The sequence below is a fragment of the Ralstonia sp. NFACC01 genome (assembly GCF_900115545.1).
Taxonomy (GTDB): domain Bacteria; phylum Pseudomonadota; class Gammaproteobacteria; order Burkholderiales; family Burkholderiaceae; genus Ralstonia; species Ralstonia mojiangensis.
Genome location: NZ_FOWV01000001.1, coordinates 956,452 through 979,011 on the forward strand (window position 1 = coordinate 956,452; position 22,560 = coordinate 979,011).

25 protein-coding genes are annotated in these 22,560 nt (G+C 64.9%); 2 read left to right on the top strand and 23 right to left on the bottom strand.

Annotation, left to right across the window (positions count from 1 at the left end):
- The first annotated feature begins 21 nt into the window (after nt 1–21).
- Together BM136_RS04545 and BM136_RS04550 are read left to right on the top strand one after the other, a co-directional pair.
- A complete protein-coding gene (locus tag BM136_RS04545) occupies nt 22–756 on the top strand; it encodes an aspartate/glutamate racemase family protein (protein ID WP_092970622.1) in 735 nt (244 codons plus the stop codon).
- A 28-nt stretch (nt 757–784) separates the two neighbouring features.
- Nucleotides 785–1,525 (top strand): GntR family transcriptional regulator, encoded by a 741-nt coding sequence (locus BM136_RS04550; protein ID WP_254775605.1) that lies wholly within the window; start codon nt 785–787, stop codon nt 1,523–1,525.
- A gap of 132 nt (nt 1,526–1,657) precedes the next feature.
- On the opposite strand, the gene aceA is transcribed toward BM136_RS04550, so the two are convergent.
- The 23 genes from aceA to BM136_RS04665 all read right to left on the bottom strand — a co-directional run.
- Nucleotides 1,658–2,962 carry an isocitrate lyase gene (aceA, locus tag BM136_RS04555; protein WP_024975843.1) on the bottom strand — a complete coding sequence of 435 codons (1,305 nt, stop codon included), beginning with the start codon at nt 2,960–2,962 and terminating at the stop codon, nt 1,658–1,660.
- Between the two features lie 393 nt (nt 2,963–3,355).
- The gene (locus tag BM136_RS04560; protein WP_092970624.1) at nt 3,356–3,619 is read right to left on the bottom strand and encodes a hypothetical protein; all 264 of its coding nucleotides are present in this window, start codon (nt 3,617–3,619) and stop codon (nt 3,356–3,358) included.
- Nucleotides 3,620–3,963: 344 nt separating this feature from the next.
- The gene (locus BM136_RS04565) at nt 3,964–4,383 is read right to left on the bottom strand and encodes a gamma-glutamylcyclotransferase family protein (protein WP_045204154.1); all 420 of its coding nucleotides are present in this window, start codon (nt 4,381–4,383) and stop codon (nt 3,964–3,966) included.
- Nucleotides 4,380–4,877, bottom strand: coding sequence for a ribonuclease E activity regulator RraA (gene rraA / locus BM136_RS04570; RefSeq protein WP_027677514.1), 498 nt, complete (start codon nt 4,875–4,877; stop codon nt 4,380–4,382). The genes BM136_RS04565 and rraA overlap by 4 nt, the downstream gene beginning before the upstream one ends.
- A 54-nt stretch (nt 4,878–4,931) precedes the next feature.
- Nucleotides 4,932–6,668: a thiamine pyrophosphate-binding protein gene (locus BM136_RS04575; protein WP_092970626.1), complete on the bottom strand. Its 1,737-nt coding sequence runs from the start codon at nt 6,666–6,668 to the stop codon at nt 4,932–4,934.
- A gap of 68 nt (nt 6,669–6,736) precedes the next feature.
- Nucleotides 6,737–7,579 (bottom strand): LytR/AlgR family response regulator transcription factor, encoded by an 843-nt coding sequence (locus BM136_RS04580; RefSeq protein WP_092970628.1) that lies wholly within the window; start codon nt 7,577–7,579, stop codon nt 6,737–6,739.
- A 3-nt stretch (nt 7,580–7,582) separates the two neighbouring features.
- Nucleotides 7,583–8,857, bottom strand: coding sequence for a sensor histidine kinase (locus tag BM136_RS04585; protein WP_092970630.1), 1,275 nt, complete (start codon nt 8,855–8,857; stop codon nt 7,583–7,585).
- Nucleotides 8,857–9,168: a 2TM domain-containing protein gene (locus BM136_RS04590; RefSeq protein ID WP_092970632.1), complete on the bottom strand. Its 312-nt coding sequence runs from the start codon at nt 9,166–9,168 to the stop codon at nt 8,857–8,859. The genes BM136_RS04585 and BM136_RS04590 overlap by 1 nt, the downstream gene beginning before the upstream one ends.
- Before the next feature lie 136 nt (nt 9,169–9,304).
- Nucleotides 9,305–10,264 carry a CysB family HTH-type transcriptional regulator gene (locus BM136_RS04595; RefSeq protein WP_092970634.1) on the bottom strand — a complete coding sequence of 320 codons (960 nt, stop codon included), beginning with the start codon at nt 10,262–10,264 and terminating at the stop codon, nt 9,305–9,307.
- A gap of 41 nt (nt 10,265–10,305) precedes the next feature.
- A complete protein-coding gene (locus tag BM136_RS04600) occupies nt 10,306–11,415 on the bottom strand; it encodes a sulfate/molybdate ABC transporter ATP-binding protein (protein WP_092970636.1) in 1,110 nt (369 codons plus the stop codon).
- Nucleotides 11,412–12,392 (bottom strand): sulfate ABC transporter permease subunit CysW, encoded by a 981-nt coding sequence (gene cysW, locus BM136_RS04605; protein WP_092970638.1) that lies wholly within the window; start codon nt 12,390–12,392, stop codon nt 11,412–11,414. Before cysW ends, BM136_RS04600 begins: the two co-directional genes overlap by 4 nt.
- Nucleotide 12,393: 1 nt before the next feature.
- Entirely contained in the window at nt 12,394–13,308 is a 915-nt protein-coding gene (gene cysT, locus BM136_RS04610) for a sulfate ABC transporter permease subunit CysT (RefSeq protein ID WP_027677522.1), read from the bottom strand.
- A 117-nt stretch (nt 13,309–13,425) separates the two neighbouring features.
- Nucleotides 13,426–14,100: an RBBP9/YdeN family alpha/beta hydrolase gene (locus BM136_RS04615; protein WP_092970640.1), complete on the bottom strand. Its 675-nt coding sequence runs from the start codon at nt 14,098–14,100 to the stop codon at nt 13,426–13,428.
- Nucleotides 14,101–14,108: 8 nt separating this feature from the next.
- Entirely contained in the window at nt 14,109–14,990 is an 882-nt protein-coding gene (locus tag BM136_RS04620) for an EAL domain-containing protein (RefSeq protein WP_092970642.1), read from the bottom strand.
- 40 nt (nt 14,991–15,030) lie between these two features.
- The gene (locus BM136_RS04625) at nt 15,031–15,246 is read right to left on the bottom strand and encodes a TOBE domain-containing protein (protein ID WP_004626558.1); all 216 of its coding nucleotides are present in this window, start codon (nt 15,244–15,246) and stop codon (nt 15,031–15,033) included.
- Nucleotides 15,247–15,316: 70 nt separating this feature from the next.
- Entirely contained in the window at nt 15,317–16,156 is an 840-nt protein-coding gene (locus BM136_RS04630; protein WP_092970644.1) for an ATP-binding cassette domain-containing protein, read from the bottom strand.
- Nucleotides 16,157–16,175: 19 nt separating this feature from the next.
- A complete protein-coding gene (ssuC, locus tag BM136_RS04635; RefSeq protein WP_092970646.1) occupies nt 16,176–17,012 on the bottom strand; it encodes an aliphatic sulfonate ABC transporter permease SsuC in 837 nt (278 codons plus the stop codon).
- Nucleotides 17,013–17,030: 18 nt separating this feature from the next.
- On the bottom strand, nt 17,031–18,194 hold the full coding sequence (gene ssuD / locus BM136_RS04640; protein ID WP_092970648.1) for an FMNH2-dependent alkanesulfonate monooxygenase: 1,164 nt from the start codon (nt 18,192–18,194) through the stop codon (nt 17,031–17,033).
- 20 nt (nt 18,195–18,214) lie between these two features.
- Nucleotides 18,215–19,246 carry a sulfonate ABC transporter substrate-binding protein gene (locus tag BM136_RS04645; protein ID WP_092970757.1) on the bottom strand — a complete coding sequence of 344 codons (1,032 nt, stop codon included), beginning with the start codon at nt 19,244–19,246 and terminating at the stop codon, nt 18,215–18,217.
- Nucleotides 19,247–19,251: 5 nt separating this feature from the next.
- A complete protein-coding gene (locus tag BM136_RS04650) occupies nt 19,252–20,244 on the bottom strand; it encodes a sulfonate ABC transporter substrate-binding protein (RefSeq protein WP_092970650.1) in 993 nt (330 codons plus the stop codon).
- 117 nt (nt 20,245–20,361) lie between these two features.
- Nucleotides 20,362–20,985: an NADPH-dependent FMN reductase gene (ssuE, locus tag BM136_RS04655; RefSeq protein WP_004626546.1), complete on the bottom strand. Its 624-nt coding sequence runs from the start codon at nt 20,983–20,985 to the stop codon at nt 20,362–20,364.
- Between the two features lie 37 nt (nt 20,986–21,022).
- Complete coding sequence (locus BM136_RS04660; protein ID WP_027677530.1) at nt 21,023–22,030, bottom strand: sulfate ABC transporter substrate-binding protein; 1,008 nt, start codon at nt 22,028–22,030, stop codon at nt 21,023–21,025.
- 226 nt (nt 22,031–22,256) lie between these two features.
- The coding region (locus tag BM136_RS04665) for an IS3 family transposase (RefSeq protein ID WP_139219343.1) at nt 22,257–22,560 on the bottom strand (304 nt) is incomplete at its 5' end.

Genomic DNA, 22,560 nt, shown 5'->3' on the forward strand with positions numbered 1-22,560 from the left:
CGTCATCCACGCATCAACAACATGGACATCCGCATCATCAATCCCAACACCACGACGAGCATGACCGCGCTCATCGGCCGCTGCGCGCAAGCCGCGGCCGCATCGGGCACGCGCATCACGGCGGTGAGCCCGAAGATGGGCCCGGCTTCGATCGAAAGCCATTACGACGAAGCGCTCTCGGTGCCCGGCATCCTGGAAGAAATCCGCCACGGCGAACGCGATGGCGCCGATGCCTACGTCATCGCCTGCTTTGGTGACCCCGGCCTCTACGCTGCACGTGAACTTGCGCACGGCCCGGTAATCGGCATCGCCGAAGCGGCCATGCACATGGCGAGCCTGATCGGCAACAGCTTCAGCGTGGTGACGACGCTCGAGCGCACCGTCGGCATGGCCTGGCACCTGGCCGAGCGCTACGGCATGCGGCATGCGTGCCGCAACGTCCATGCAAGCGACCTGCCCGTCCTGGACCTCGAGAAACCCGGCTCCAACGCACGCCAGATCATCCTCGAAGCCTGCCGCAGCGCGCTCGCGCAAGACCGCAGCGACTGCATCGTGCTCGGCTGTGCCGGCATGGCCGACCTGTGTGAAGACCTGAGCGCCGAGCTGCACGTGCCGGTTATCGACGGTGTCGTGGCTGCGGTGAAGCTGGTCGAGGCGCTGGTCGGCATGCGGCTTTCCACCAGCAAGCGCGGCGACTGGGCCCGGCCGCTTCCGAAACCCTATACCGGGATGCTTGCCCCCTTTGCGTTGGCGTAGCGCAAAGCGGAGTGGAGCATTTGCTACCATGCACCATTCCGCTTTTTCTTCTGCACCGCCACCTGCCATGCCCGCACCCGCACGGGAACCTGCCGACAGCCAACCGGCTGCCGAACCGATCTACCAGGGCCTGCTGACGGCCATCATGGAGCACCGACTGCCGGCCGGCACCAAGCTGGTCGAAGAACGGCTGTGCGAAGCGACCGGCGCCGGCCGGCCGCGCATCCGCCAGGTGCTGGCCCGGCTGGCGCATGAGCATCTGGTGACCCTCGTGCCGAACAAGGGCGCGTTCGTCGCGCAGCCTTCCGTGAAAGAGGCGCGCGACGTTTTCCAGACCCGCCGCATCATCGAACCCGAACTGGCCAGCATGCTGGCAAACGCGTGTACGCCGGCAAAGGCCAAACGCCTGCGCGAACACATCGCGGCAGAACACGCCGCACGGGAACGCGGCGACCGCGCGGCCACCATCCGTCTGTCCGGCGAATACCACGTCCTCATTGCCGAGATGGCCGGCAACCATGTGCTGGAACGGCTGACGCGCGAGGCGGTGTCGCGCACCTGCCTGATCATCACGCTCTATGACCGCCCCGGCCTGCCCGCGTGCCCCGAGCACGAGCACGACACCCTGACCGAAGCGATCGCCACCGGCGATGCCAAGCGTGCGCACGACCTGATGCGCGAGCATCTGGAGCACATCGAGCACTCGCTCGACCTGCACGCGACACCCACGTCGGCGCTGGATCTGGAATCGATCTTCAAGCGCGCCTGAGCGGCCACGCCGTACACGTCGCAATATCCCGGACGAAAAAAAACCGCGCCGTTGAGGAAGCGCGGTTCGAGAGGCCGGCGTGTGGTCAGCACGGCCGGCCCGGATACCCAAGTGCCGGATGCGTCGGCAGCCTCAGGCAACCTTCTTGGCTTGCGCCGTTTCTTCGAAGAATTGTTCGTCTTCCGTCGAGCCCTTCAGCGCCGTGGTTGACGCCTCGCGTTCGATGGTCTGCGTCACCGCGTCGAAGTAACCCGTGCCGACTTCGCGCTGGTGCTTCACCGCGGTGAAGCCCTTTTCCGCCGCCTTGAACTCGGCCTCTTGCAGTTCGACGAATGCGCTCATCTGGTTGCGGGCATAGCCGTACGCCAGGTTGAACATCGAGTAGTTCAGGGCATGGAAACCGGCCAGCGTGATGAACTGGAACTTGTAGCCCATCGCGCCGAGTTCCTTCTGGAATCGGGCGATCGTCACGTCGTCCAGGTTCTTCTTCCAGTTGAACGACGGCGAGCAGTTGTAGGCGAGCATCTTGCCCGGGAACTTGGCGTGGATGGCTTCGGCAAACTTCTTGGCGTATTCGAGATCGGGCTTGCCGGTCTCGCACCACACGAGGTCGGCCACTTCCGCATACGCCAACCCACGGGAGATGGCCTGCTGCAGACCCGGCTTGGTGCGGTAGAAGCCTTCAACGGTGCGCTCGCCGGTGCAGAACGGCTTGTCGTTCTCGTCCACATCGGTGGTCAGCAGGTCAGCGGCTTCTGCGTCGGTGCGGGCGATCAGCACGGTCGGCACGCCCATCACGTCGGCAGCCAGACGCGCGGCCACGAGCTTGCTCACGGCTTCGCGGGTCGGCACCAGCACCTTGCCGCCCATGTGGCCGCACTTCTTCACGGCGGCCAACTGGTCTTCAAAGTGAACGCCGGCGGCACCGGCCTCGATCATGGCCTTCATCAGTTCGAACGCGTTCAGCACGCCGCCGAAGCCGGCTTCTGCATCCGCCACGATCGGCGCGAAGAAGTCGATGTCGTCCTTGCCTTCCGACCATTGGATCTGGTCAGCGCGCTGGAACGTGTTGTTGATCTTCTTGACGACCTTGGGCACCGAATCCACCGAGTACAGCGATTGGTCCGGATACATCTCGCCGTTGCTGTTGGCGTCGCCCGCCACCTGCCAGCCCGACAGATAGATCGCCTTCAGGCCGGCCTTCACCTGCTGCATGGCCTGGTTGCCCGTCAGTGCGCCCAGGGCGTTGACGAAGGGCTCGTTGTTGATCAGGTCCCACAGCTTTTCGGCACCACGCTTGGCCAGCGTGTGCTCGATCTGCAGCGAACCGCGCAGACGCACCACGTCTTCAGCCGTATAACCGCGCTTGATGCCCTTCCAACGCGGGTTGGTATCCCATTCCTTCTGCAGCTTTTGCACTTCGAGTTCGCGTGACATCGCACTCTCCTGTTTGATCGCATCCATCAAATAAAAACCGGGTAACTCACTCTGCGCCTTGAGCCGCTCGCACCTTCTTGGGGCGCAGCCAGGTGGCTCAGGTCATATGTCTTATATAAGAGTGTAGAAATGGCGAGTGCAGCGCAACAAGCAGAACATGCGCAGGAATTGAAGTTTTTACTTGTTATTTTTCAACAACTTAGCATCGATGTTTCATGATGCGGAAAGATTTTTTCTATCATGAAAGAAGGTGATGGTGCTGTGCGATGCAGAATTTTTGCGGACCAAAACCTCTTTCCGCATTGTGAAAAATCCTAGGCACTTGCCCATCACATCGAGAGGCCACAAAAAACGCCGCAGATGCGGCGTTCAGGATGGTGATCGGGTGGAAACTCAGGACGTGCGTTCTACTTCCGCCAAGACATCCCACTGCAGAAGATCGGGCGCCCTGCCCTGAAGGGCCGCTGCTACGAACAGATAGACCGCATCGATGAAACCGGCCCGGAACTCGCGCGGCAGCGCATGCGTGATGCCGTCGATCTTCGAGCGCAGCCGCATGGCCACGAAGGGCCGGCCGGCACGCGCATCAATGTGCGTACGGCAAAGAAAATCCTTGGCTGCGAGGGCGCCCGATTGGTAGTGGCGTAGCGCGTTCAACGTACACCTCCGTAAGACGGATGCCAGGAGATGCAGGGCGGTGGCGAGGGGTAAGACGCGGGGCGATGCCCGCTCGATGCGATAGACATGACGTCTCCTAGATGAAGAGGCCAGCCGCTCGCTGCTAAACGAGGGTGGCGGGCCTGACGACGGCGTTAGCAGACCGGCCATCTAGAAACCGGCAGACCCGAAGGTCTCACCGCCCGGCCCGCCGTAAAGCATAGGCGTGCACAAGCACCGGACATTGTCCGTCTAGATGGCACATCTGGTGGGCTGCTAAACCCGGCTGCTCGAACGAACAGCGCGCGAATTATATCGTGCGCCCTCCCCCCTCCAAATCGGAATCAGCCTCGAGACAGGCGATGCGCCACCCAATCTCCACCCGTGATGACGGGCCGCCCGGCAATGTGCTGCGGGCTGACCGGATAGACGATGCAGTCGACCGGTTCGCTGCCCAGCATGACGGCGTGGTTCTCGCGCAGAAACAGCGCATCGCCACCGGGGTAGACCTCTTCGATCTCGTCCAGCACGGGAACGAGCGCCGCGTCGATTTGGTACACATCGCCACGCACGGCGGTGCCGGTCGGGTCCAGCACGAGGCCGGGGTACGCGCCAAAGTCGTACAGGCGGCCGTGCAACGTGGCGGTACCGAGCAGTTCCGGTTCGGGAATGCCGCGCTTGGCTGCGGCAACCCGCAAATCATTCGCCTCACCGGCACGCAGCGTGCCGTAGACGAATACGTGGATGGCATTGGCGCGGGTCATTCAAGCATGTCCTGCGAAACCAGCACGCCGTCTTCATCGGCATAGACCCACTCGCCGGACTGGATGTACGCGCCCGGCATCTGCACGCCCACCTCACGCTGTCCGGCATTCTTCTTGATGCTCTTGCGCGGATGCACCGCCAGGGCGTGGATGCCGACGTTGCATTCGGCCAGCTCGCGCGTGTCGCGCACGCAGCCGTTGAGCAGAATGCCCTCCCAACCGTTCTCTTCGGCCAGCTTGCCGAGGTTGCCGCCCACCAGCGCGCAGCGCAGCGAGCCCCCGCCGTCGATCACCAGCACGCGGCCTGCGCCCTGCTCTTCCAGCGCGGCGCGTACCAGGCCGTTGTCTTCAAACACCTTGAGCGTGGAAGCCGGGCCGGCAAACGCGGCGCGCTTGCCAAAGCTGCGAAATACCGGCGTGAGCACACGCAGGCTGCCGTACACCAGCTTGTCTTCGTGCATGTCGCACAAATCAGTCACGGGAATCATCGTCATGGCAATGGATGGTTTGGCGTTAGCAAAAACAAAAAAGCGAAAACGAAAGCGGATTCAACTGCGCGACTGTGCACGCAACGAATCGATCGTCGCGCGTGGGCTGATGATGTTCGGATCTGTCTGCACCTCGATGACGGACGCAACGCTTGCTTCCAGCGCGGTTTCCACCGCCGACTGGAAGCCTTCGAGCGAGCGCACCGTGTGCCCTTCAGCGCCGTAGGCTCTGGCCAGCGCGGCAAAGTCGGGGTTGCGCAGTTCGGTGCCGCTCACGTGCTCGGGGTACTCGCGTTCCTGGTGCATGCGGATGGTGCCGTACATGCCGTTGTTGATCACGATAAAGATGACCGGCGCGTTGTACTGCATGGCGGTGGCCAATTCCTGGCCGTTCATCAGGAAGCAGCCATCGCCAGCCATGCAGATGACGGGCGTGTTGGGGCAGATGATTTTGGCGGCCACTGCGGCGGGCGCCCCATAGCCCATCGCCCCGCTGGTCGGCGCCAATTGCGTGCGCGAGCCCGCCGCCAGCGCCCCGTATTGATAGAAGCGATGCAGCCACGTGGCGTAGTTGCCCGCGCCGTTGGTCAGGATGCTGTTTTGCGGCAGACGCTCGCGCAGCCATCGCATCACGCGGGCCATGTCGATGCCCTTGCCGCCAAACGGCGGCGGCACGATGTTGGCGAGGTAATCGGCGTTGGCCGCTTCTGTCCAGGCAGACCAACGCGGCGGGGTGTCGGGCGAGTCGGGCGATACGCCGTCCAGCGCTTCGGCGATCGCGGGCATCGACGCGTGGATCATCAGATCGGCCTGGTAGACGCGGCCCAACTCTTCCGCGCCGGCATGCACATGGATGAGCGTCTGCTTCGGCCGGGGCACATCAAAGAGCGTGTAGCCCGAGGTCGTCATCTCGCCCAGGCGTGTGCCGATGGCGAGCACCAAGTCGGCGTCTTTGACGCGCGCTGCAAGCTTCGGGTTGATGGCGATGCCGACATCGCCGGCGTAATTCGGGTGGCGGTTGTCGAACAGGTCTTGCCGGCGGAACACGCAGCCCGCGGGCAGATTCCACCGCTCGGCAAAGGCTTGCATACGGGCGGCGGCATGCGGCGTCCAGCCCGAACCGCCCAGCAGCAGCATCGGGCGCTCGGCGTTCTGCAACAGCGTCTTCAAGCGGGCCAGGTCGTGCGGGCTGGGCCACGCCATCGCGCGCGCTTTCGTTGCCACCTCGGGCGGCACATCGGCCACGGTGGCCACCTCGGTCAGCATGTCTTCCGGCAGCGCCAGCACCACCGGGCCGGGGCGGCCTGCGGTGGCGGTCTGGAACGCGCGTGCGATGTATTCAGGGATGCGCTCGACGCTATCGATCTGCGCGACCCACTTGGCCATCTGGCCGAACATGCGGCGGTAGTCGATTTCCTGAAACGCTTCGCGGTCGACGAAATCGCGGCCGACCTGGCCGATGAACAGAATCAGCGGCGTGGAGTCCTGAAACGCGGTGTGCACGCCAATGCTGGCGTTGGTGGCGCCCGGCCCGCGTGTGCAGAAGACGATGCCAGGCCGCCCAGTGAGCTTGCCGTAGGCGTCCGCCATGTTGGCGGCGCCGCCCTCTTGCCGGCAGACGACGAAGCGCGCGCGGTCGCGGCGCTGGTAGAAGCCTTCGAGCACCGAAAGGTAGCTCTCGCCGGGCACGCCGAAGGCCAAATCGACGCCGTGGGCCAACAGCGCATCAACAAGGATCTGGCCGCCGTGGCGTGGCTCGGCAACGTTGCTGGCGTGGCGTGCGACTGGTGTCTCCATGGCGGCTGCTCTCGCTCTCGATCCGTTGACGACACAATGGATCATAGCGGAACACGCCGCCGCGGCGACTACATCTGCCGGAACAAATGTGCGTATTGCCGCGCGACCGGCAGCGTCTCGGTGCGCCCGCGTATCTTCAGCCCCAGGCGGCCCAGCGACAGATGCACGGCGCTCGACACATGCGCCACGTTGACCACCGTACCGCGGTGCACCTGCCAGAAGTGTTCAGGGTCGAGCTGGGTCAGCAGGTCACGCAGGCTGGTGCGGATGAGGGATTCGCCACTGCCGGCGACCACGTTGACGTACTTGTCGGTCGCTTCCAGATAGATCACGTCATCCACGGGGATAAAGCGCACCTCCTGCCCGACCAGCGCCTTGATGAAGCGCAGATAGCCGCCCTGCGGCGTGGCCCGCGTTTGCGGGGCGCCCTGCAGGCCGGCAAGGCGCTCGACAAGCTCCGCCAGCGTCTGCGCCGGATCGGTCACGGCAGGCGCGTTGGCGTTGGCGTTGGCGTTCAGGCGCGTGCCGAGGCGGTCCTTCAGCCGCTTGACGGTCTCGGCCAGGCGCTCGGTCTGCACGGGCTTGAGCACATAGTCGACCGCGGCTTGCTCGAAGGCGTCGAGCGCGAACTGGTCATATGCGGTAACGAACGCCACCAGCGGACGAACTTCCCGCTGCGACAGCTCGCGCGCCACATCAATGCCCGACAAACCCGGCATGCGGATATCGAGAAAGACCACATCGGGCCCCTGCCCGTCAGCCGCATCGTCAATCACGTCGAGCGCGGATTGGCCATCGTGCACGGCCGGCAGCAACGTGGCCTCGGGCCATAACGCCGCCAGTTCAGCGACGAGGTTTTCAGCCAGTGCCGGTTCATCATCGGCAATGAGCACGCGTGGAGAAGCAGGCATCGATCAGGTTCCGGCGGATGCGCGCGATGAGAGCGCGCCGGTGGCGTTGGCGGTTGAGCGGGAGGTTGAGCGAGAAAAGCGGCAGCGCCATTCCGGCGCGTCGGCTTGAGACGATGCAGGCGCCGTTTCGTGCGCCAGCGGCAATTCGACGATGATCGTCACGCCGTGCGGCACGGTCTCCGTGATCGTCAGGCGTGCGTCGCCATCAAACAAGCGCGACAGGCGTTCACGCACGTGCGTGAGGCCCAGCCCGGAGCCCGTGGCGCCATCGTTGCCGAAACCGACGCCCGTGTCGCGCACTTCCAGCACGAGCCGCTCGCCCTCGCTGCCGGCCGCCAGGCGCGCAGACAGGGCGATCTCCCCGCCCTCGCGCGCGGGCTCGATGCCGTGCACCACGGCGTTTTCCACTAGCGGCTGAATCAGCATCGGTGGGATGACGATGTTGGCGATGGCATCGTCCATCGCCAAGGAGAAACGCAGGCGATTGCCAAAGCGCAGCGCCTGGATGTCGAGATACGCGCGCAGCAGCGCAAACTCCTGCGCCAGCGTGCACTGCTCGGCGCGTGCGTGCGAGAGCGAGCTGCGCAGAAAGCCGATCAAATGCTGCAGCAAGCGCCGCGCGGCGGCCGGGTCCCGTGCGATCAGCACATCGACGTGGGCGAGTGAGTTGAACAGGAAATGCGGCTCGATCTGTGCCTGCAGCGCCATCAGTTGCGCACGCACAACCTGCTTCTCGGCCTCTTCACGCTCCAGCGCATCGAGCGCGGCCTGGCGCTGCAATGCGGCCAGCTTGCCGCGCGACCAGTAGTAATACGTCGCGCCCAGCGCCGCCAGCATGGCGATGATGAAACTCATGCGCAGGCTGTCGGCGCGCCAGGGTTCCGGGTTCGGGTTGTGCAGGCACAGGATCGTCCGCGCAATCCACTGCCCGAGCGGCACGCCGATCAGCACCGCGCCCACGATGATCCACGGAAACACCTTCTTGTTGGGCGGGCCGTCGCCCCAGAGCACATGGCGCGGGATGCCGATCAGCGAGAACATCGACAGCCCGATCGCCTGGCTGAATACGAAATCTTTCCAGAACGTCTCTTCCGGCCGGATACCGAACGCCAGCACGGCCGCAATCAGCGTATTGATGACGATGATGACGGCGTAGCGGATCACCCAGCGCCGGGCAAGGTGCAGGCAATCGGCAAGCGAAGGGAACGACACATTGGCGAACATGCGGGCGATCTTACCGGACGGTTCTCCGGCGTTGAAGCGTGGGGTTTCCCGCATCACCGGCGGCCGGCCTGCTGGCGCAAACGGGCGAGTTCACGGTCGACCATGCGCTGGTAACCGTTGCCCTGGCTCCAGGCCAGGCTCAGGCCGTGTGCGGCCAGGCCCAACCCCCAGCCCAGCAGTGGCCACACAAACCAGAACTGCCCACGCGACAGCGCTATCGCCACCAACCCGGCGTTTACGGCCAGGAACGACAGCAGGTGAATGCGGAACCCCAGGCGCGCACCGGCGCGGTGTCGGGCGCGGCGCAGCAGAGCGTCGTCGGATTCAATGGATGGGGAAGTTGGGGTGTAAGGCACGGCGGACATGGCGGTCTCTGGTGGAACCGAAGATGTCCGCAGTATAGGAATGACGCCTGGGCAGGCGCCACGGGCGTGCGACGAATGGCGGAATCGGGCGGATGAACGGCGCGCAGCCGGCTCCGCCGACACACAGCAGCCGTGGCTATGCCGCCAACGCCTCCCGCGCGGACTGGCTCACCACCGTGGAAGCCACCGCTTCCGCCACCGTCTCGCGGGAAAGGTGCGGTGCAAACATCCCGATAAAGTCGTGCGCATAGGCACGCAGATACGCCCCGCGGCGCACCGCCACGCGCGTGGTATTCGGTTCGAACAGGTGGTCCGCGCCGATGCAGACGAGGTTGTCGTCCTTGCGCCCGTCATACGCCATCGACGCGATGATGCCCACGCCCACGTCCAGCGCCACGTAGGTCTTGATCACGTCTGCATCCATGGCGGTCAGCACGATCTCGGGGTGCAGGCCAGCACTGGCAAATGCCGCGTCGATGTTGCGTCGGCCCGTGAAGCCTGCGTCGTACGTGATGAGCGGATACTGGGCCACATCTTCCAACGTCGGGAGCGGATTCTTGGTCAGCGGATGATCCGGGCTGACCACCAGCACGTGGCGCCAGCGGTACGCCTCGAACGACGTCAGCCCCGGCTCGTTGGCCACGGCTTCGGTGGCGATACCGATATCGGCCTGCCCCGTCAGCAGCAGCTCGACGATGTGCGAGGGCGACGCCTCCTGCAGCGCCAGCGTGACGTGCGGATATTCCTTGCGGAACGACTGCACCACCTTCGGCAGCGCATACCGGGCCTGTGTGTGCGTGGTCGCCACGGTCAGGCGGCCCGACTGGCGGCCGGAAAATTCCTCGCCGGCCTGGCGCAGGTTTTCGGCTTCGAGCAGCAGGCGCTCGACAATGCGGACGATCTCGCGACCCGGTTCGGTCAGGCCCGTGAGCCGCTTGCCGTAGCGCTCGAAAATCTCCACGCCCAATTCATCCTCCAGCTCGCGGATCTGCCGCGACACACCGGGCTGCGACGTGTACAGCGCGTTGGCGACTTCGGTCAGGTTGAACTGGCGGCGCACCGCCTCGCGGATGGAACGCAGTTGCTGGAAGTTCATGGCTCGTGTCCTCTCGTATTGGTTGTCGTCGGAGCGGCGCGTTATGCGGTCGGCTGCGCGGCGGCCGGCCGTGCACCTTGGGCAAACACGCGAATGGCGCGCGGGCGCACCACCAGCGTTTCGCCTTCGCGGAAGCCCTCGGCGCGGAAGCGCTCGATGGGCAGGGAGACTTCGATGATGTCGTCGGTGTCTTCGCGTTCCAGCTCAAGCTGGGCAATGGCGCCAAGCGTGAGCGCGCGGCGCAGCATGACGGGAATGCCCTCGGCTCCTGGCGCATAGCGCTCCAGATCGATTTCGTGGGGGCGTACGAAGGCTACCGCCTGATCGGCACGAGACGAATCCACGCCACCCGACGGCACAGCAATGGCGGAATCGCCCACGTGCAGCACGCTGCCGCCCTCGCCTTCTTCCAGGCGGCCGTGGAACAGGTTCACGTTGCCCAGAAAGCCATAGACAAACGGCGTGGCTGGCGTGTTGTAGACCGCATCGGGGCTGCCGACCTGCTCCACCTGGCCGCGGTTCATCAGCACCACGTTGTCGGCCACTTCCAGCGCCTCTTCCTGGTCGTGCGTGACGAACAGGCTGGTGACATGCAGATCGTCGTGCAGACGGCGCAGCCAGCGTCGCAATTCCTTGCGCACCTTGGCATCGAGCGCGCCGAAGGGCTCGTCGAGCAGCAGCACGCGCGGCTCCACCGCAAGCGCACGCGCCAGGGCAATCCGCTGGCGCTGCCCGCCCGACAGTTGCGGCGGGTAACGATCGGCCAGCCAATCGAGCTGCACGAGTTCCAGCAGCTCCTTCACCTTCGCGCGGATCTGCGCTTCACTCGGTCGCTGCGTACGCGGTTTCACACGCAGGCCAAAGGCCACATTCTCGAACACCGTCATGTGCTTGAACAGCGCGTAATGCTGGAACACGAAGCCGACCTGGCGCTCGCGCACATGCTGGTCCGATGCGTCTTCGCCGTTGAGGTGAATCGTGCCCGAATCGGCATGCTCCAACCCGGCGATGATGCGCAGCAGCGTGGTCTTGCCGCAGCCCGACGGACCCAGCAGCGCAGTCAGTTCGCCCTGCTTGAAGTCGAGCGAAACATCGTTGAGGGCAACGAAGTTGCCAAAGCGCTTGGTGATGTGTTGAACCTGGATGCTCATGCTGCGCTTCCCTCCAGCGGAGATTGCACGGAGACGTGCGAGTTCGAATGGGATGTCTGTTGTGCCACGCGCTGCCCTGGGCCTTCACCCACGCCGGCATCTGCATCAGCCAGCTCGCGACGGCTGCGCCATTCGACCAGCGTCTTCAGCGCCAGCGTGACAAGCGCCAGCAATGTCAGCAGCGACGCCACGGCAAACGCGGCCGCAAAGTTGTATTCGTTGTAGAGAATTTCCACGTGCAGCGGCATCGTGTTCGTCAGCCCGCGAATGTGGCCCGACACCACCGACACCGCGCCAAACTCGCCCATCGCCCGCGCGTTGCACAGGATCACGCCATACAACAGGCCCCACTTGATGTTCGGCAGCGTTACGCGAAAGAACGTCTGCCAGCCCGAGGCGCCGAGCACGATGGCGGCCTCTTCCTCTTCGCTGCCTTGCGCCTGCATGAGCGGAATCAGCTCGCGCGCCACGAACGGAAACGTGACGAACACCGTCGCCAGCACAATGCCCGGCACCGCAAAAATGATCTTGAAATCGTGATCGGAGAGATACGGCCCGAACCAGCCCTGCGCGCCGAAGAGCAACACGTAGATCAGGCCGGCAATGACGGGCGACACCGAAAACGGCAAGTCGATCAACGTCAGCAGCAGGTTCTTGCCGCGAAACTCGAACTTGGCAATCGCCCATGCCGCCGCCACGCCAAACACCACGTTCAGCGGCACGGCAATCGCTGCGGTGGTCAGCGTCAGATAGATCGCCGAAAGCGCATCGGGCTCGATCAGCGCCTCGAGATACACGTCGACGCCCTTCTTGAACGCCTCGACAAACACGCTCGCCAGCGGCACGAACAGGAACAACGCCAGGAACACGAACGAAACGAGGATCAGCGTTGCACGCACCCAGGCGGATTCTGCGGTGGCGCCTCGGCGGCCACCAGCGGGCGCCTGACCAAGTTGACGGGAAACAGTACCGGCCATATCAGGCTCCAGCTGCCGCGTTGGCGGTCGGGGGTTCGGGGGCACGCTCGATGGCGTCATTGCGATTGCCGCGGCGGCGCGTCCACGCTTGCAGCAGATTGATGACCAGCAGCAGCGTGAACGAGATACCGAGCATGACGACGGCAATGGCCGTGGCGCCCGCGTAATCGAATTGCTCCAGCTTGGAATAGATCATCAGCGGCGTGATCTCGGAAACCATCGGCATGTTGCCGGCGATGAAGATGACCGAGCCGTACTCGCCGGTGGCACGCGCAAAGGCCAACGCGAAACCGGTCAGCAATGCGGGCAGCAAGGTCGGCAGAATCACGCGAGTGAAGGTCTGCCAGCGCGTGGCGCCCAGGCTGGCTGCCGCCTCTTCCAGTTCGGCCTCCAGATCTTCCAGCACCGGCTGCACCGTGCGCACGACAAACGGCAGGCCGATGAACGTCAGCGCCACCACGATGCCCAGCGGCGTGAACGCGACCTTCAGCCCCAGCGGTTCCAGCCGCGAGCCGATCCAGCCATTCGGCGCGTACAACGCGGTGAGCGCAATGCCGGCCACCGCAGTCGGCAGCGCAAACGGCAGGTCGACCAGCGCATCGATCAACCGCTTGCCCGGAAAGCGATAGCGCACCAGCACCCACGCCACGATGAGCCCGAACACGAGGTTGATCACCGCGGCGATCAGCGAAGCCCCGAACGTCAGCTTGTACGACGCCACCACGCGCGGCGCGGTGACGGTCGTCCAGAACGCATCCCACGTCATGGTGAACGTCTTGAGGACCGTTGCCGACAGCGGGATCAGGACGATCAGCGCCAGGTACAGCAGCGAAAACCCCAGCGCCAGCCCGAAGCCGGGCAGCACATTCGCGGGCTTACGCCGCTTGGAGGAAAAAAACGCGGAAGGCAGGCTCATCAGCGCACCGATAAAAATGGCCGCAGAGCAAAACACTGCGGCCGATATGCAGATGAACCGATTGTGGCGGACTGTTCTTATGACGAAAACGAATATTTGCGCATGTGCATCATCGTTTTAGATATAAGGGGTGCTCGGTAAGACATCCCACTGCGCTTGCCAGTCGGCACCGTCGCGGGTGGTGTCTTGTGCACTTGCGCGGCCGATCAGGCGATCGAGCAAGGCCAGGCCGGCGTCCCATTCACCGAGGTTGGAATCGGCGTTGATATGGCCGGCCTCGCCGGCATCCACGAATTCGGTGCCCCAACGCGCGGCCCAGTCGATGGCACTGCCTTGCGGCATCCACGGGTCATTGCGGCTGGCGACAAGCGTGGCCGGGAACGGCAGCGTGCGGCCCGGGAGCAGATCCCGCACGCCGAACTTGTCCGGATCGGCCGGCGCGACGAGCAACACCGCCGCCACCGTCTCCTTGGTCTGCACCGCCCAATGCAATGACGCCAGGCAGCCGAAGCTATGCGCCACCAGGATGACCGGGCGCCTGCTGCGCGTGGGCGGACGCTCGGCAAGCGCCGCATGCACCGCTTCCCCCACACGGGCCGACCAGCGCGGCAGGTCAGGCGTCGACCAGTCCGTCTGCTCCACGCGGCGCCACGCCGGGAAGCGCTGCTCCCAGCGCGTCTGCCAGTGGCCGGGGCCGCTGCCATGCAAACCGGGAACGGTCAGGATGACGGCGTCTGCCGGCCACTGCCAGGCGGGTGCGTCCGATGCGGTTGCGAGTGCGCTGCGTGCCATGGAGGTGCTCATTGCGTGAGAGAAATGCCGGCGGCGCACTGCTGCTGCACCAGCGGCGCCTGCGCCATCGGTATCACCAGTGGCGTGGGTACGGCGTCCGGTTCGGGCTCGGCTGCGGGCAGGATGCTGCCCTGCACATAGGCGATACCGGCCGCCCGCGCCAGCTCCAGATCGCTCGGGCGTTCGCAACGCCGCAATGCCAGTGTCACGCCCAGTTCACGTGCGGAATCGGCCAGCGACACCACGTGCCGCGTATGCCAATCGCGCCGGGCATCCAACTTCAGGTACGCCGGCTTGGCATGCACGAGCAGCGCGCCCGCCTCCGCCGGGTCCGAAGCCTGCACCGCCACGGCAAAACCGTTGCGCCGGTAGTTGTCCACCACGAACAGCAGCAGCCCCAGATCGTCATTGGCCGTGGACGGCACCTGAATGACGAATTGCTCCGGATGCAGCCCCAGCGCCGTCACCGCGCGATGGAATGCCTTGCCATGGTCGGCCGCCACTGCCGCCAGCAACCGGCCATGCACGTTCACAACAAGCTGCCGCGCGTCGGTGCGGGAGAAGTAGTTGAGCGTATGCACGAGCCGGCACAGGCGGTCGAGTTCGACCAGCGTGCCGTCATCCGAGGCCAGCGAAAACACCTTCCACGGGTTCAGGCCCAGCTCGCCGTCGCGCGTCCAGGTGCGCATCAGCGCTTCGTGGCCGGCGGGTGCGAGCGCGCCATCGGCGGCAAGCTGCCAGACCGGTTCAAACAGGCTGGTCAGCGCGCAATGGAAGAACTGGCCCTGCACCCGACCGGCGGCGTCGCGCCACAACTGGCGGTCCGGCGTCGGGGCGCTCGGCAGCGTGCCGAGAAATTGTGCGACTGCGGTGGTGTGCATAAGACTCATCGGGATGGGCTCCTGAAAAAAGTCGCCTCCTCCTCCCCCGTCACAACTTGGCGATCGACACTTCAGTCGCCTTCACCAGCGCAACGACTTCGCTGCCGATCTTCAGGCCAAGGCTGTCGACCGAGCGCGTGGTGATGACCGAGGTAACAATGCCGGCCGGGGTCTCCACGTCGATCTCCGAGAGCACGTCGCCCCGGATGATCTCCTTGATCTGCCCGCGAAACTGGTTGCGTACATTAATCGCTTGGATGCTCATGATGTTCCTTCTTAGATGACAACGGCACTACGTGCCAATGAATGTTTTCAGGAGAAAGGTTTGCAGCGCCTTACACGGCCCAGCGCACGGCGGTGGCAGACACGTCAAAGGGTGATGCCCACGCCGTGTGCGGGCGCACATCGGTCACTTCATTCGGATCGATCTTGCGCTGCATCACGCGGTTGAGGATCGCTTCTTCCAGCCGGGCAAACGCGGGCGAACCACGGTGGCGCGGACGCGGCAGGTCGATGCGTTCGTCCAGCGCGATGCGGCCGTCTTCGATCAGCACCACGCGGTCGGCCAGCGCCACCGCTTCGGCCACATCGTGCGTGACGAGCACGGCGGTAAAGCCAAGGCGTTGCCACAGGCCTTCGATCAGGTTCTGCATGTCGATGCGGGTGAGCGCGTCCAACGCGCCCAGCGGTTCGTCCAGCAGCAGCAGGCGCGGTCGATGCACGAGCGCACGCGCCAACGCCACGCGCTGGCGTTGCCCGCCCGACAGGCGCGCCGGCCATTCCCCTGCCCGCTCGGCCAGACCGACTTGCGCGAGCACTTCGGCGGCCTGCGCGCGCTGTGTTTTCGGCAAGCCGAGCGCGACGTTGTCGAGCACTTTCTTCCACGGCAGCAGACGGGCGTCCTGGAACATCACGCGGGCATCGTCGTGCAGGCCGTCTTCGGCGTCACCGTCTCGACGCAGGTGTCCATCGTCAATGCCTTCCAGCCCGGCAATCAGCCGCAGCAGCGTGCTCTTGCCGCAGCCGCTGCGCCCGACGATAACGACAAACTCGCCAGGCGTAATGTCCAGATCGATGCCGTGCAGCACTTCACGATCGCCATAGCGTTTGACGACGTGCTCGATGTGCAAGGCGGTGCCGGCCAGCGCGGCGTGTTCAGTGGCGTTGCTTTGCATGCGTCTCTCCAATTCAGCCTCAGGCCGCTGCTTGATAACCAGGGTGCCAGCGCAGCCAGAAGCGCTCCAGCGCACGCGAGAGCAGATCCGCCAGCTTGCCCAGCAGCGCGTACAGCAGGATGCCCAGCAGCACGACGTCGGTCTGCAGGAACTCGCGCGCATTCATCGTCATGTAGCCGATGCCGGCCTGCGCAGACACCGTCTCCGCAACGATCAGCGTCACCCACATCAGGCCGAGCGAGAAACGCACACCCACCAGGATCTGCGGCAGCGCACCGGGCAGGATCACCTCGCGATACAGCTGCGCACGCGAGAGCCCGTAGCTGCGGGCCATCTCAACGAGGGCAGGATCCACCGAGCGGATGCCGTGATACGTGTTCAGGTAGATCGGGAAGAACACGCCCAGCGATACCAGGAACAGCTTGGCCGATTCATCGATGCCGAACCACAGGATCACGAGCGGAATCAGCGCCAGCACCGGGATGTTGCGGACCATCTGCAGCGTGGTGTCGAGCAGCGTCTCAGCCGTGCGGAAGGTGCCGGTCAGCAGCCCCAGCGCCAGCCCCAACGAACCGCCGATGGCAAAACCCAACAGCGCGCGCCATGTGCTGACCGCCACGTGCGTCCACAGCTCGCCTGAACGCGCCAACGCAACAGCGGATTTCGCCACGTCCAGCGGCGCCGGCAGGATGCGGTTCGACAACCAGCCCCATTGGGCCGACGCCTGCCACAGCACCAGCAGCACCAGCGGCACGATCCACGGCGCCAGGCGTTGCCGGGCGGACCGCAGGAAGGTGTTCGTGTTCGCCTTCGCGTTCGGTTTCGATGTTGATTTGGATTTCGACTCGGATGCCATTGCCCTGCTCCTCCCGGCTCAGCTTGCCGCCACGCGCGGCACGATGCCGGTGGCAATCACTTCGCCAAACGGGCCGTTGAGCACGTTGCCGGGCAGCTTGTCGCGCACCGAGCGCGGCAGCAGCGGGAACACCAGTTCAGCAAAGCGATACGCCTCTTCCAGATGCGGATAACCAGAGAGCACAAACGTATCGATGCCCAGATCGGCGTATTCCAGCATGCGTGCTGCCACGGTTTTCGGATCGCCCACCAGCGCCGTGCCGGCACCACCGCGCACCAGCCCCACACCCGCCCATAGGTTCGGGCTGATCTCCAGATCGGCACGCGTGCGCTTGACGCCGTTGGCATGCAGCGCGGCCATGCGTTGCTGGCCGGCCGAATCCATCTTGCGGAAAGCCTCTTGCGCGCGTGCCACGGTGTCGTCGTCAAGTTTGCTGATGAGTTTGTCTGCAGCAGCCCAGGCTTCTTCGTCCGTCTCGCGCACGATCACGTGCAGGCGGATACCGAAGCGCACGGTGCGGCCATGCTTGGCAGCGCGCGCGCGCACGTCGGCCAGCTTCTCGGCCACGGCGGCAGGCGGTTCGCCCCAGGTGAGATACGTGTCGACCTGCTCGGCTGCCAGTTCGTGCGCCGCTTCCGACGACCCACCGAAATACACGGGCGGATGCGGCCGCTGCACGGGCGGATACAGCACCTTTGCGCCTTTCACGCTGAGGTGCTTACCGGTGTAATCCAGCGCGGCGCCTTCGTGGCTTGCCGCCAGCGTTTCGCGCCAGATGCGGATGAATTCTTCCGAGGCTTCGTAGCGTTGCGCGTGGTCCAGGAACAGGCCATCGCCTGCCAGCTCCGACGGGTCACCACCGGTGACGAGGTTCACCAGCAAGCGGCCGTTCGACAAACGGTCGTACGTGGCGGCCATGCGGGCAGCCAGCGTGGGCGCCATCAGCCCGGGGCGCACCGCCACCAGGAAACGCAGGCGCTTGGTGACGGGAATCAGGCTCGCGGCCACGATCCATGGGTCTTCGCACGAGCGGCCGGTGGGAATCAGCACGCCCTCGTAGCCGAGCGTATCGGCGGCTACGGCCACCTGCTGCAGATAGGTGTGATCGACCTGGCGGGCGCCCTCGGCGGTGCCGAGATAGCGGCTGTCGCCGTGCGTCGGGATGAACCAGAAAACTTGCATGACAACTCCTCGAATCGTATTCAGCGTTGGGCAATCGCCAGTTGCGCCGGGGTCGGGTGCCAGACCAGTTCGATCGGCTTGACCGGGCGCGGAATCAGCCCCAGCCCGTGGAAGGCATCGGCCACGCGCTGCTGCTCGGCCACCGCTTCGGGCGTGACCGGCCGCACGGGCGAAGGCGGCCGGCGCGACAGGAACAGATGCACCGTCGCCAGCGACAGCCCGGAGAAATCTGCAATGCGCTGCGCCGCTTCCTTGCGGTTCTCCTGCACGAGGCGATCGGCGCGCGACAGCTCTGCAAAGATGGCGGCGATGGTGTCGCCGTGATTTTCCGTAAAGGCCGTCGGCGCGAAGTAGAACGAGTTGTTGGACGACAACGTGCGCCCGGTGGCCAGCACGCGCGGTTTGATCGCCAGTTCGGTGGCGGCGTAATACGGATCCCAGATGCCCCAGGCGTCGACGCTGCCGCGCTCGAAAGCGGCGCGCGCGTCGGCCGGCGTCAGGTACACGGGCTGGATGTCGGCAAAGCTCAGCCCGCCCTTCTGCAAGCCCCGCACGATCAGGAAATGCGCGCTCGACCCCTTCTGCAGCGCCACGCGCTTGCCCTTCAGGTCGGCCAGCGTCTTGAGCGTCGAATCCTGCTGCACAAGGATGGCGGAGCTGTCCGGCTTGGGCGGCTCCACGCCCACGTAGCGCAAGTCCTTGCCCGCTGCCTGCGCGAACACCGGCGGCGTATCTCCGGTGATGGCGAGGTCGAGACTGCCCGCAGACAGGGCTTCGAGCTGCTGCGGCCCGGCCGGAAACTCCAGCCAACTGATCTTGGTGCCCGGAAAGCGCTGCTCCAGCGCCCGGTTTTCTTTCACGATGACGAGATTGACCGCGCTCTTCTGGAAACCGATGCGCAGTTGGGCGGGCGGCGTCACCTTCGGCAAAGCTCCAGCCGCCGGAGCGGCAGTTGCGGCATTGGCTGCGTGCGCGATGGGCCCCAGCGTGGCAAGCGATGCGCCTGCCACGGTGGCGTTCAGCAGGCGACGGCGTTGGAGGTCGATCGTCATGGCAATCAGCGCGCGGCCTGTTGGGTGGTCGGCTGCCACGCAGCATCGGCCACTTTGACGGGACGCGGGATCAGCTTGAGTGCGTGGAACGTATCGGCAATCCGCTGCTGGTCGGCCAGCGCTTCGGCCCCGACCGGCTGGATGCCGTAGGCAATGCGCGACACCGAACGCGCCACCACGGCCGGCTCCAGGCCGAGCTGCGGGCCCAGAATGGTCGTCACATCCTTCGGGTTGGCCGCGGCCCAGCTGTCGGTCTTCTTCAGTTCATCCAGCACGATGTTCAGCACATCGGGCCGAGCACCCGCATAGCCCTTCGACGCCAGGAAGTACTGCGAATTGTTGACCACGCCCGTGCCGTCGGCCAGCACGCGCGCGCCCAGCTGCTGTTCAGCCGCGGCAAAGAACGGATCCCAGATCACCCAGGCGTCGACGGCACCGCGTTCGAAGGCGGCACGCGCGTCGGCGGGCGTGAGGTACACAGGCTGGATATCGCTGTAAGGCACGTTGGCCTTTTCCAGCAGCTTCACCAGCAGGTAATGCACGTTCGAACCCTTGTTGAAGGCAACGCGCTTGCCCTTGAGATCGGCCACGCTCTTGAGCGGCGACGTCTTCGGCACGATGATCGCCTCGCCGGCTGGCGCCGGCGGCTGGTTGCCGACATAGACGAGGTGCGCCCCCGCAGCCAGCGCGAAGATCGTCGGTGCTTCACCCGTGGTGCCGAAATCGATGGCACCCACATTCAGGCCTTCCAGCAACTGCGGGCCCGCCGGAAACTCGGTCCACTTCACTTCGATGCCCTGGGCGGCAAGGCGCTTTTCCAACGTGCCGCGTGCCTTGAGCACCGTCAGCGTGCCGTATTTCTGATAGCCGATGCGCAGTTGCTTGGCGGCGGTCGGGGGCGGCGCATCGCTGTTGGCAAATGCGGCGGGCGCACCAAGCGTGGCAAGCAGCGTGGCGGCAATGGTCAAAGTCCTGCGCAGGGGCGAGTGGGTTTTCATGGCAAGTTCGGTCGATGCGGGGTGTATGGACGGCACGATCCGCGCGCAGCGGCTGCGCGGCGTGACAACAACGGGAAAGCAGTGAGCGGCGTGTGTAACGGCGGCGCGTTCAGCGCATCACGCCAGACATCGCATTCGTTCTTCGTCGGCGGCCTGGAACGTGGCGCGCACCGCGCTGCGGCTCGAAACGATCACCTGCGCCACGGCCGGATGCCGTGCCAGCGCCAGCGCCTGATGCACGCGCTCCACGCCGTCATCCAGGCGCTGCTGCAGCGACGGGTCAACGGTCACGCCGTCGTCTGCCACAACGATCTGCGAGTCGACTGCAAAGATGCCCGGCAGGATCGAGCGCGCCGCCAGCGCCGTCAGCACGGGACGCAGCGCGTAGTCGATCGCCAGCGTGTGGGCGAGGCTGCCGCCGGTGGCAATCGGCAGCACGACTTTGTCGCGCAGCCCGCTCTGCGGCAGCAGATCGAGAAACGTCTTGAGCAGCCCGCTATAGGCCGCCTTGTAGACCGGCGTGGCAAGAATCACCACGCCCGCCGCTTCCACCCGCGCCACCGCATCGGCGATGGCGGGGTCGGATACCTGCGCGCCGAGCAGCGCGTCGGCTGGAAGGCTGCGCAGGTCCAGGTGGTCCGCCTGCTCGCCGGCGCGTTCGAGCTGCGCACGCACGTGGCCCAGCAGGCGTGCAGATCGCGATTGCGCCGAAGGGCTGCCGGAAATCGTCAGGATTTGCATGATGCGGATCACCCGATGTCGTTACGTCGTGTGGGCCTTACTTGCCCGGTTGATAGAGCTGATCGAACTGCCCGCCGTCGGCAAAGTGCGTCTTTTGCGCCTTCTGCCAGCCGCCGAACGTGTCGTCGATGGTCACGAGCTTCACCTTCGGGAATTCGCTCTCGTGCTTCTTGGCCACGGCCGGGTCCGTCGGGCGATAGAAGTTCTTCGCACCGATCTCCTGCCCTTGCGTCGTGTACAGGAACTTGAGATACGCCTCCGCGGCCTTGCGCGTGCCTTTCTTGTCGGCCACCTTGTCCACCACCGCCACCGGCGGCTCGGCCAGGATGGAAATCGACGGCACCACCACGTCAAACTTGTCCTTGCCTTCCACGCGCGCCGCCAGCAGCGCCTCGTCTTCCCACGCGATCAGCACGTCGCCGATACCGCGCTCGGTAAAGGTGGTGGTCGCACCGCGCGCGCCCGAATCGAGCACCGGCACGTTCTTGTAGAGCTTCTGCACGAAATCCTTGGCGGTGGCGTCCGAACCGCCCGGCTGCTTCAGCGCATAGGCCCAGGCGGCCAGGTAATTCCAGCGTGCACCGCCGGAGGTCTTCGGGTTGGGCGTGATGACGGCGATGCCCGGCTTGACCAGGTCGTTCCAGTCCTTGATGCCCTTCGGGTTGCCCTTGCGCACCAGGAAGACGATGGTCGACGTGTACGGCGAGGCGTTGTGCGGCAGGCGCTTCTGCCAGTCTTTGCCGGTCAGACCTTTCTCGGCGATTGCGTCGATGTCGTAGCCCAGCGCCAGCGTCACCACATCGGCATCCAGCCCGTCGATCACGGAGCGCGCCTGCTTGCCCGAACCGCCATGCGAAGCGCGCAGGGTGATGTCCTCACCCGTTTCGGCCTTCCACTTCTTGGCAAATTCAGTGTTGATTTCCTTGTACAGCTCGCGCGTCGGGTCGTACGACACGTTCAGCAGTGTCGTTGCCGCATGCGCGCCCACGGTTCCCCCCGCCACGATGGCAGCCGCGATGGTGTTAAAGACAAACTTGCGAATCATCTTGCCCGCTCCGTTCTGATCTTGATGGATTTGGAATAGGAGCAAGACTACCGAGCGGGTCTTGTACGGGGAACGAATGGTTTCAGGGAATGTTCATCGTTTTTTGCATAAAGGCGGGGTTGGGGGCTGCGCGGATGCAAAGCAAAGGGCCGTGAGCGGGCGTGCGGGCGTGGTGCTTGAGGGTCAAACCCTCGGCGTTGGATGTCGGTGAATCGCCCCGACTTTCCTAGACACCCGCGAGCCGTTGGGAATGGCGTTGTTCGAACTCTACCGGTGATAGACCGTTGGCGCTCGAATGGCGCCGTGTTGGGTTGTAAAACATCTCGATGTAGTTGAAGACATCGGACTTGGCCTCCTGCCGGGTGGCATAGATCTGCCGGCGCACCCGCTCGCGTTTGAGCAACTGGAAGAAGCTCTCCGCCACTGCGTTGTCGTGGCAGTTGCCGCGCCGGCTCATGCTGCACAGCAGGTTGTGCTCGCGCAGGAAGCTTTGCCAGGTGTGGCCGGTGAACTGGCACCCCTGATCGGAG

Bases quoted from the DNA above. Each gene is read 5' to 3' on its own strand.
- BM136_RS04645 (WP_092970757.1), bottom strand. From the start codon at position 19,246: ATGACGATCGACCTCCAACGCCGTCGCCTGCTGAACGCCACCGTGGCA.
- BM136_RS04595 (WP_092970634.1), bottom strand. From the start codon at position 10,264: ATGAACTTCCAGCAACTGCGTTCCATCCGCGAGGCGGTGCGCCGCCAG.
- BM136_RS04575 (WP_092970626.1), bottom strand. From the start codon at position 6,668: ATGGAGACACCAGTCGCACGCCACGCCAGCAACGTTGCCGAGCCACGC.
- cysT (WP_027677522.1), bottom strand. From the start codon at position 13,308: ATGAGCCTGCCTTCCGCGTTTTTTTCCTCCAAGCGGCGTAAGCCCGCG.
- ssuC (WP_092970646.1), bottom strand. From the start codon at position 17,012: ATGGCATCCGAGTCGAAATCCAAATCAACATCGAAACCGAACGCGAAG.
- BM136_RS04600 (WP_092970636.1), bottom strand. From the start codon at position 11,415: ATGAGCATCCAGGTTCAACACATCACCAAGCGCTTTGGCAACTTCGTT.
- BM136_RS04580 (WP_092970628.1), bottom strand. From the start codon at position 7,579: ATGCCTGCTTCTCCACGCGTGCTCATTGCCGATGATGAACCGGCACTG.
- BM136_RS04565 (WP_045204154.1), bottom strand. From the start codon at position 4,383: ATGACCCGCGCCAATGCCATCCACGTATTCGTCTACGGCACGCTGCGT.
- BM136_RS04630 (WP_092970644.1), bottom strand. From the start codon at position 16,156: ATGCAAAGCAACGCCACTGAACACGCCGCGCTGGCCGGCACCGCCTTG.
- aceA (WP_024975843.1), bottom strand. From the start codon at position 2,962: ATGTCACGCGAACTCGAAGTGCAAAAGCTGCAGAAGGAATGGGATACC.
- ssuE (WP_004626546.1), bottom strand. From the start codon at position 20,985: ATGCAAATCCTGACGATTTCCGGCAGCCCTTCGGCGCAATCGCGATCT.
- rraA (WP_027677514.1), bottom strand. From the start codon at position 4,877: ATGACGATGATTCCCGTGACTGATTTGTGCGACATGCACGAAGACAAG.
- BM136_RS04590 (WP_092970632.1), bottom strand. From the start codon at position 9,168: ATGTCCGCCGTGCCTTACACCCCAACTTCCCCATCCATTGAATCCGAC.
- BM136_RS04650 (WP_092970650.1), bottom strand. From the start codon at position 20,244: ATGAAAACCCACTCGCCCCTGCGCAGGACTTTGACCATTGCCGCCACG.
- BM136_RS04545 (WP_092970622.1), top strand. From the start codon at position 22: ATGGACATCCGCATCATCAATCCCAACACCACGACGAGCATGACCGCG.
- BM136_RS04660 (WP_027677530.1), bottom strand. From the start codon at position 22,030: ATGATTCGCAAGTTTGTCTTTAACACCATCGCGGCTGCCATCGTGGCG.
- BM136_RS04615 (WP_092970640.1), bottom strand. From the start codon at position 14,100: ATGGCACGCAGCGCACTCGCAACCGCATCGGACGCACCCGCCTGGCAG.
- BM136_RS04585 (WP_092970630.1), bottom strand. From the start codon at position 8,857: ATGCGGGAAACCCCACGCTTCAACGCCGGAGAACCGTCCGGTAAGATC.
- BM136_RS04550 (WP_254775605.1), top strand. From the start codon at position 785: ATGCACCATTCCGCTTTTTCTTCTGCACCGCCACCTGCCATGCCCGCA.
- ssuD (WP_092970648.1), bottom strand. From the start codon at position 18,194: ATGCAAGTTTTCTGGTTCATCCCGACGCACGGCGACAGCCGCTATCTC.
- BM136_RS04625 (WP_004626558.1), bottom strand. From the start codon at position 15,246: ATGAGCATCCAAGCGATTAATGTACGCAACCAGTTTCGCGGGCAGATC.
- cysW (WP_092970638.1), bottom strand. From the start codon at position 12,392: ATGGCCGGTACTGTTTCCCGTCAACTTGGTCAGGCGCCCGCTGGTGGC.
- BM136_RS04620 (WP_092970642.1), bottom strand. From the start codon at position 14,990: ATGAGTCTTATGCACACCACCGCAGTCGCACAATTTCTCGGCACGCTG.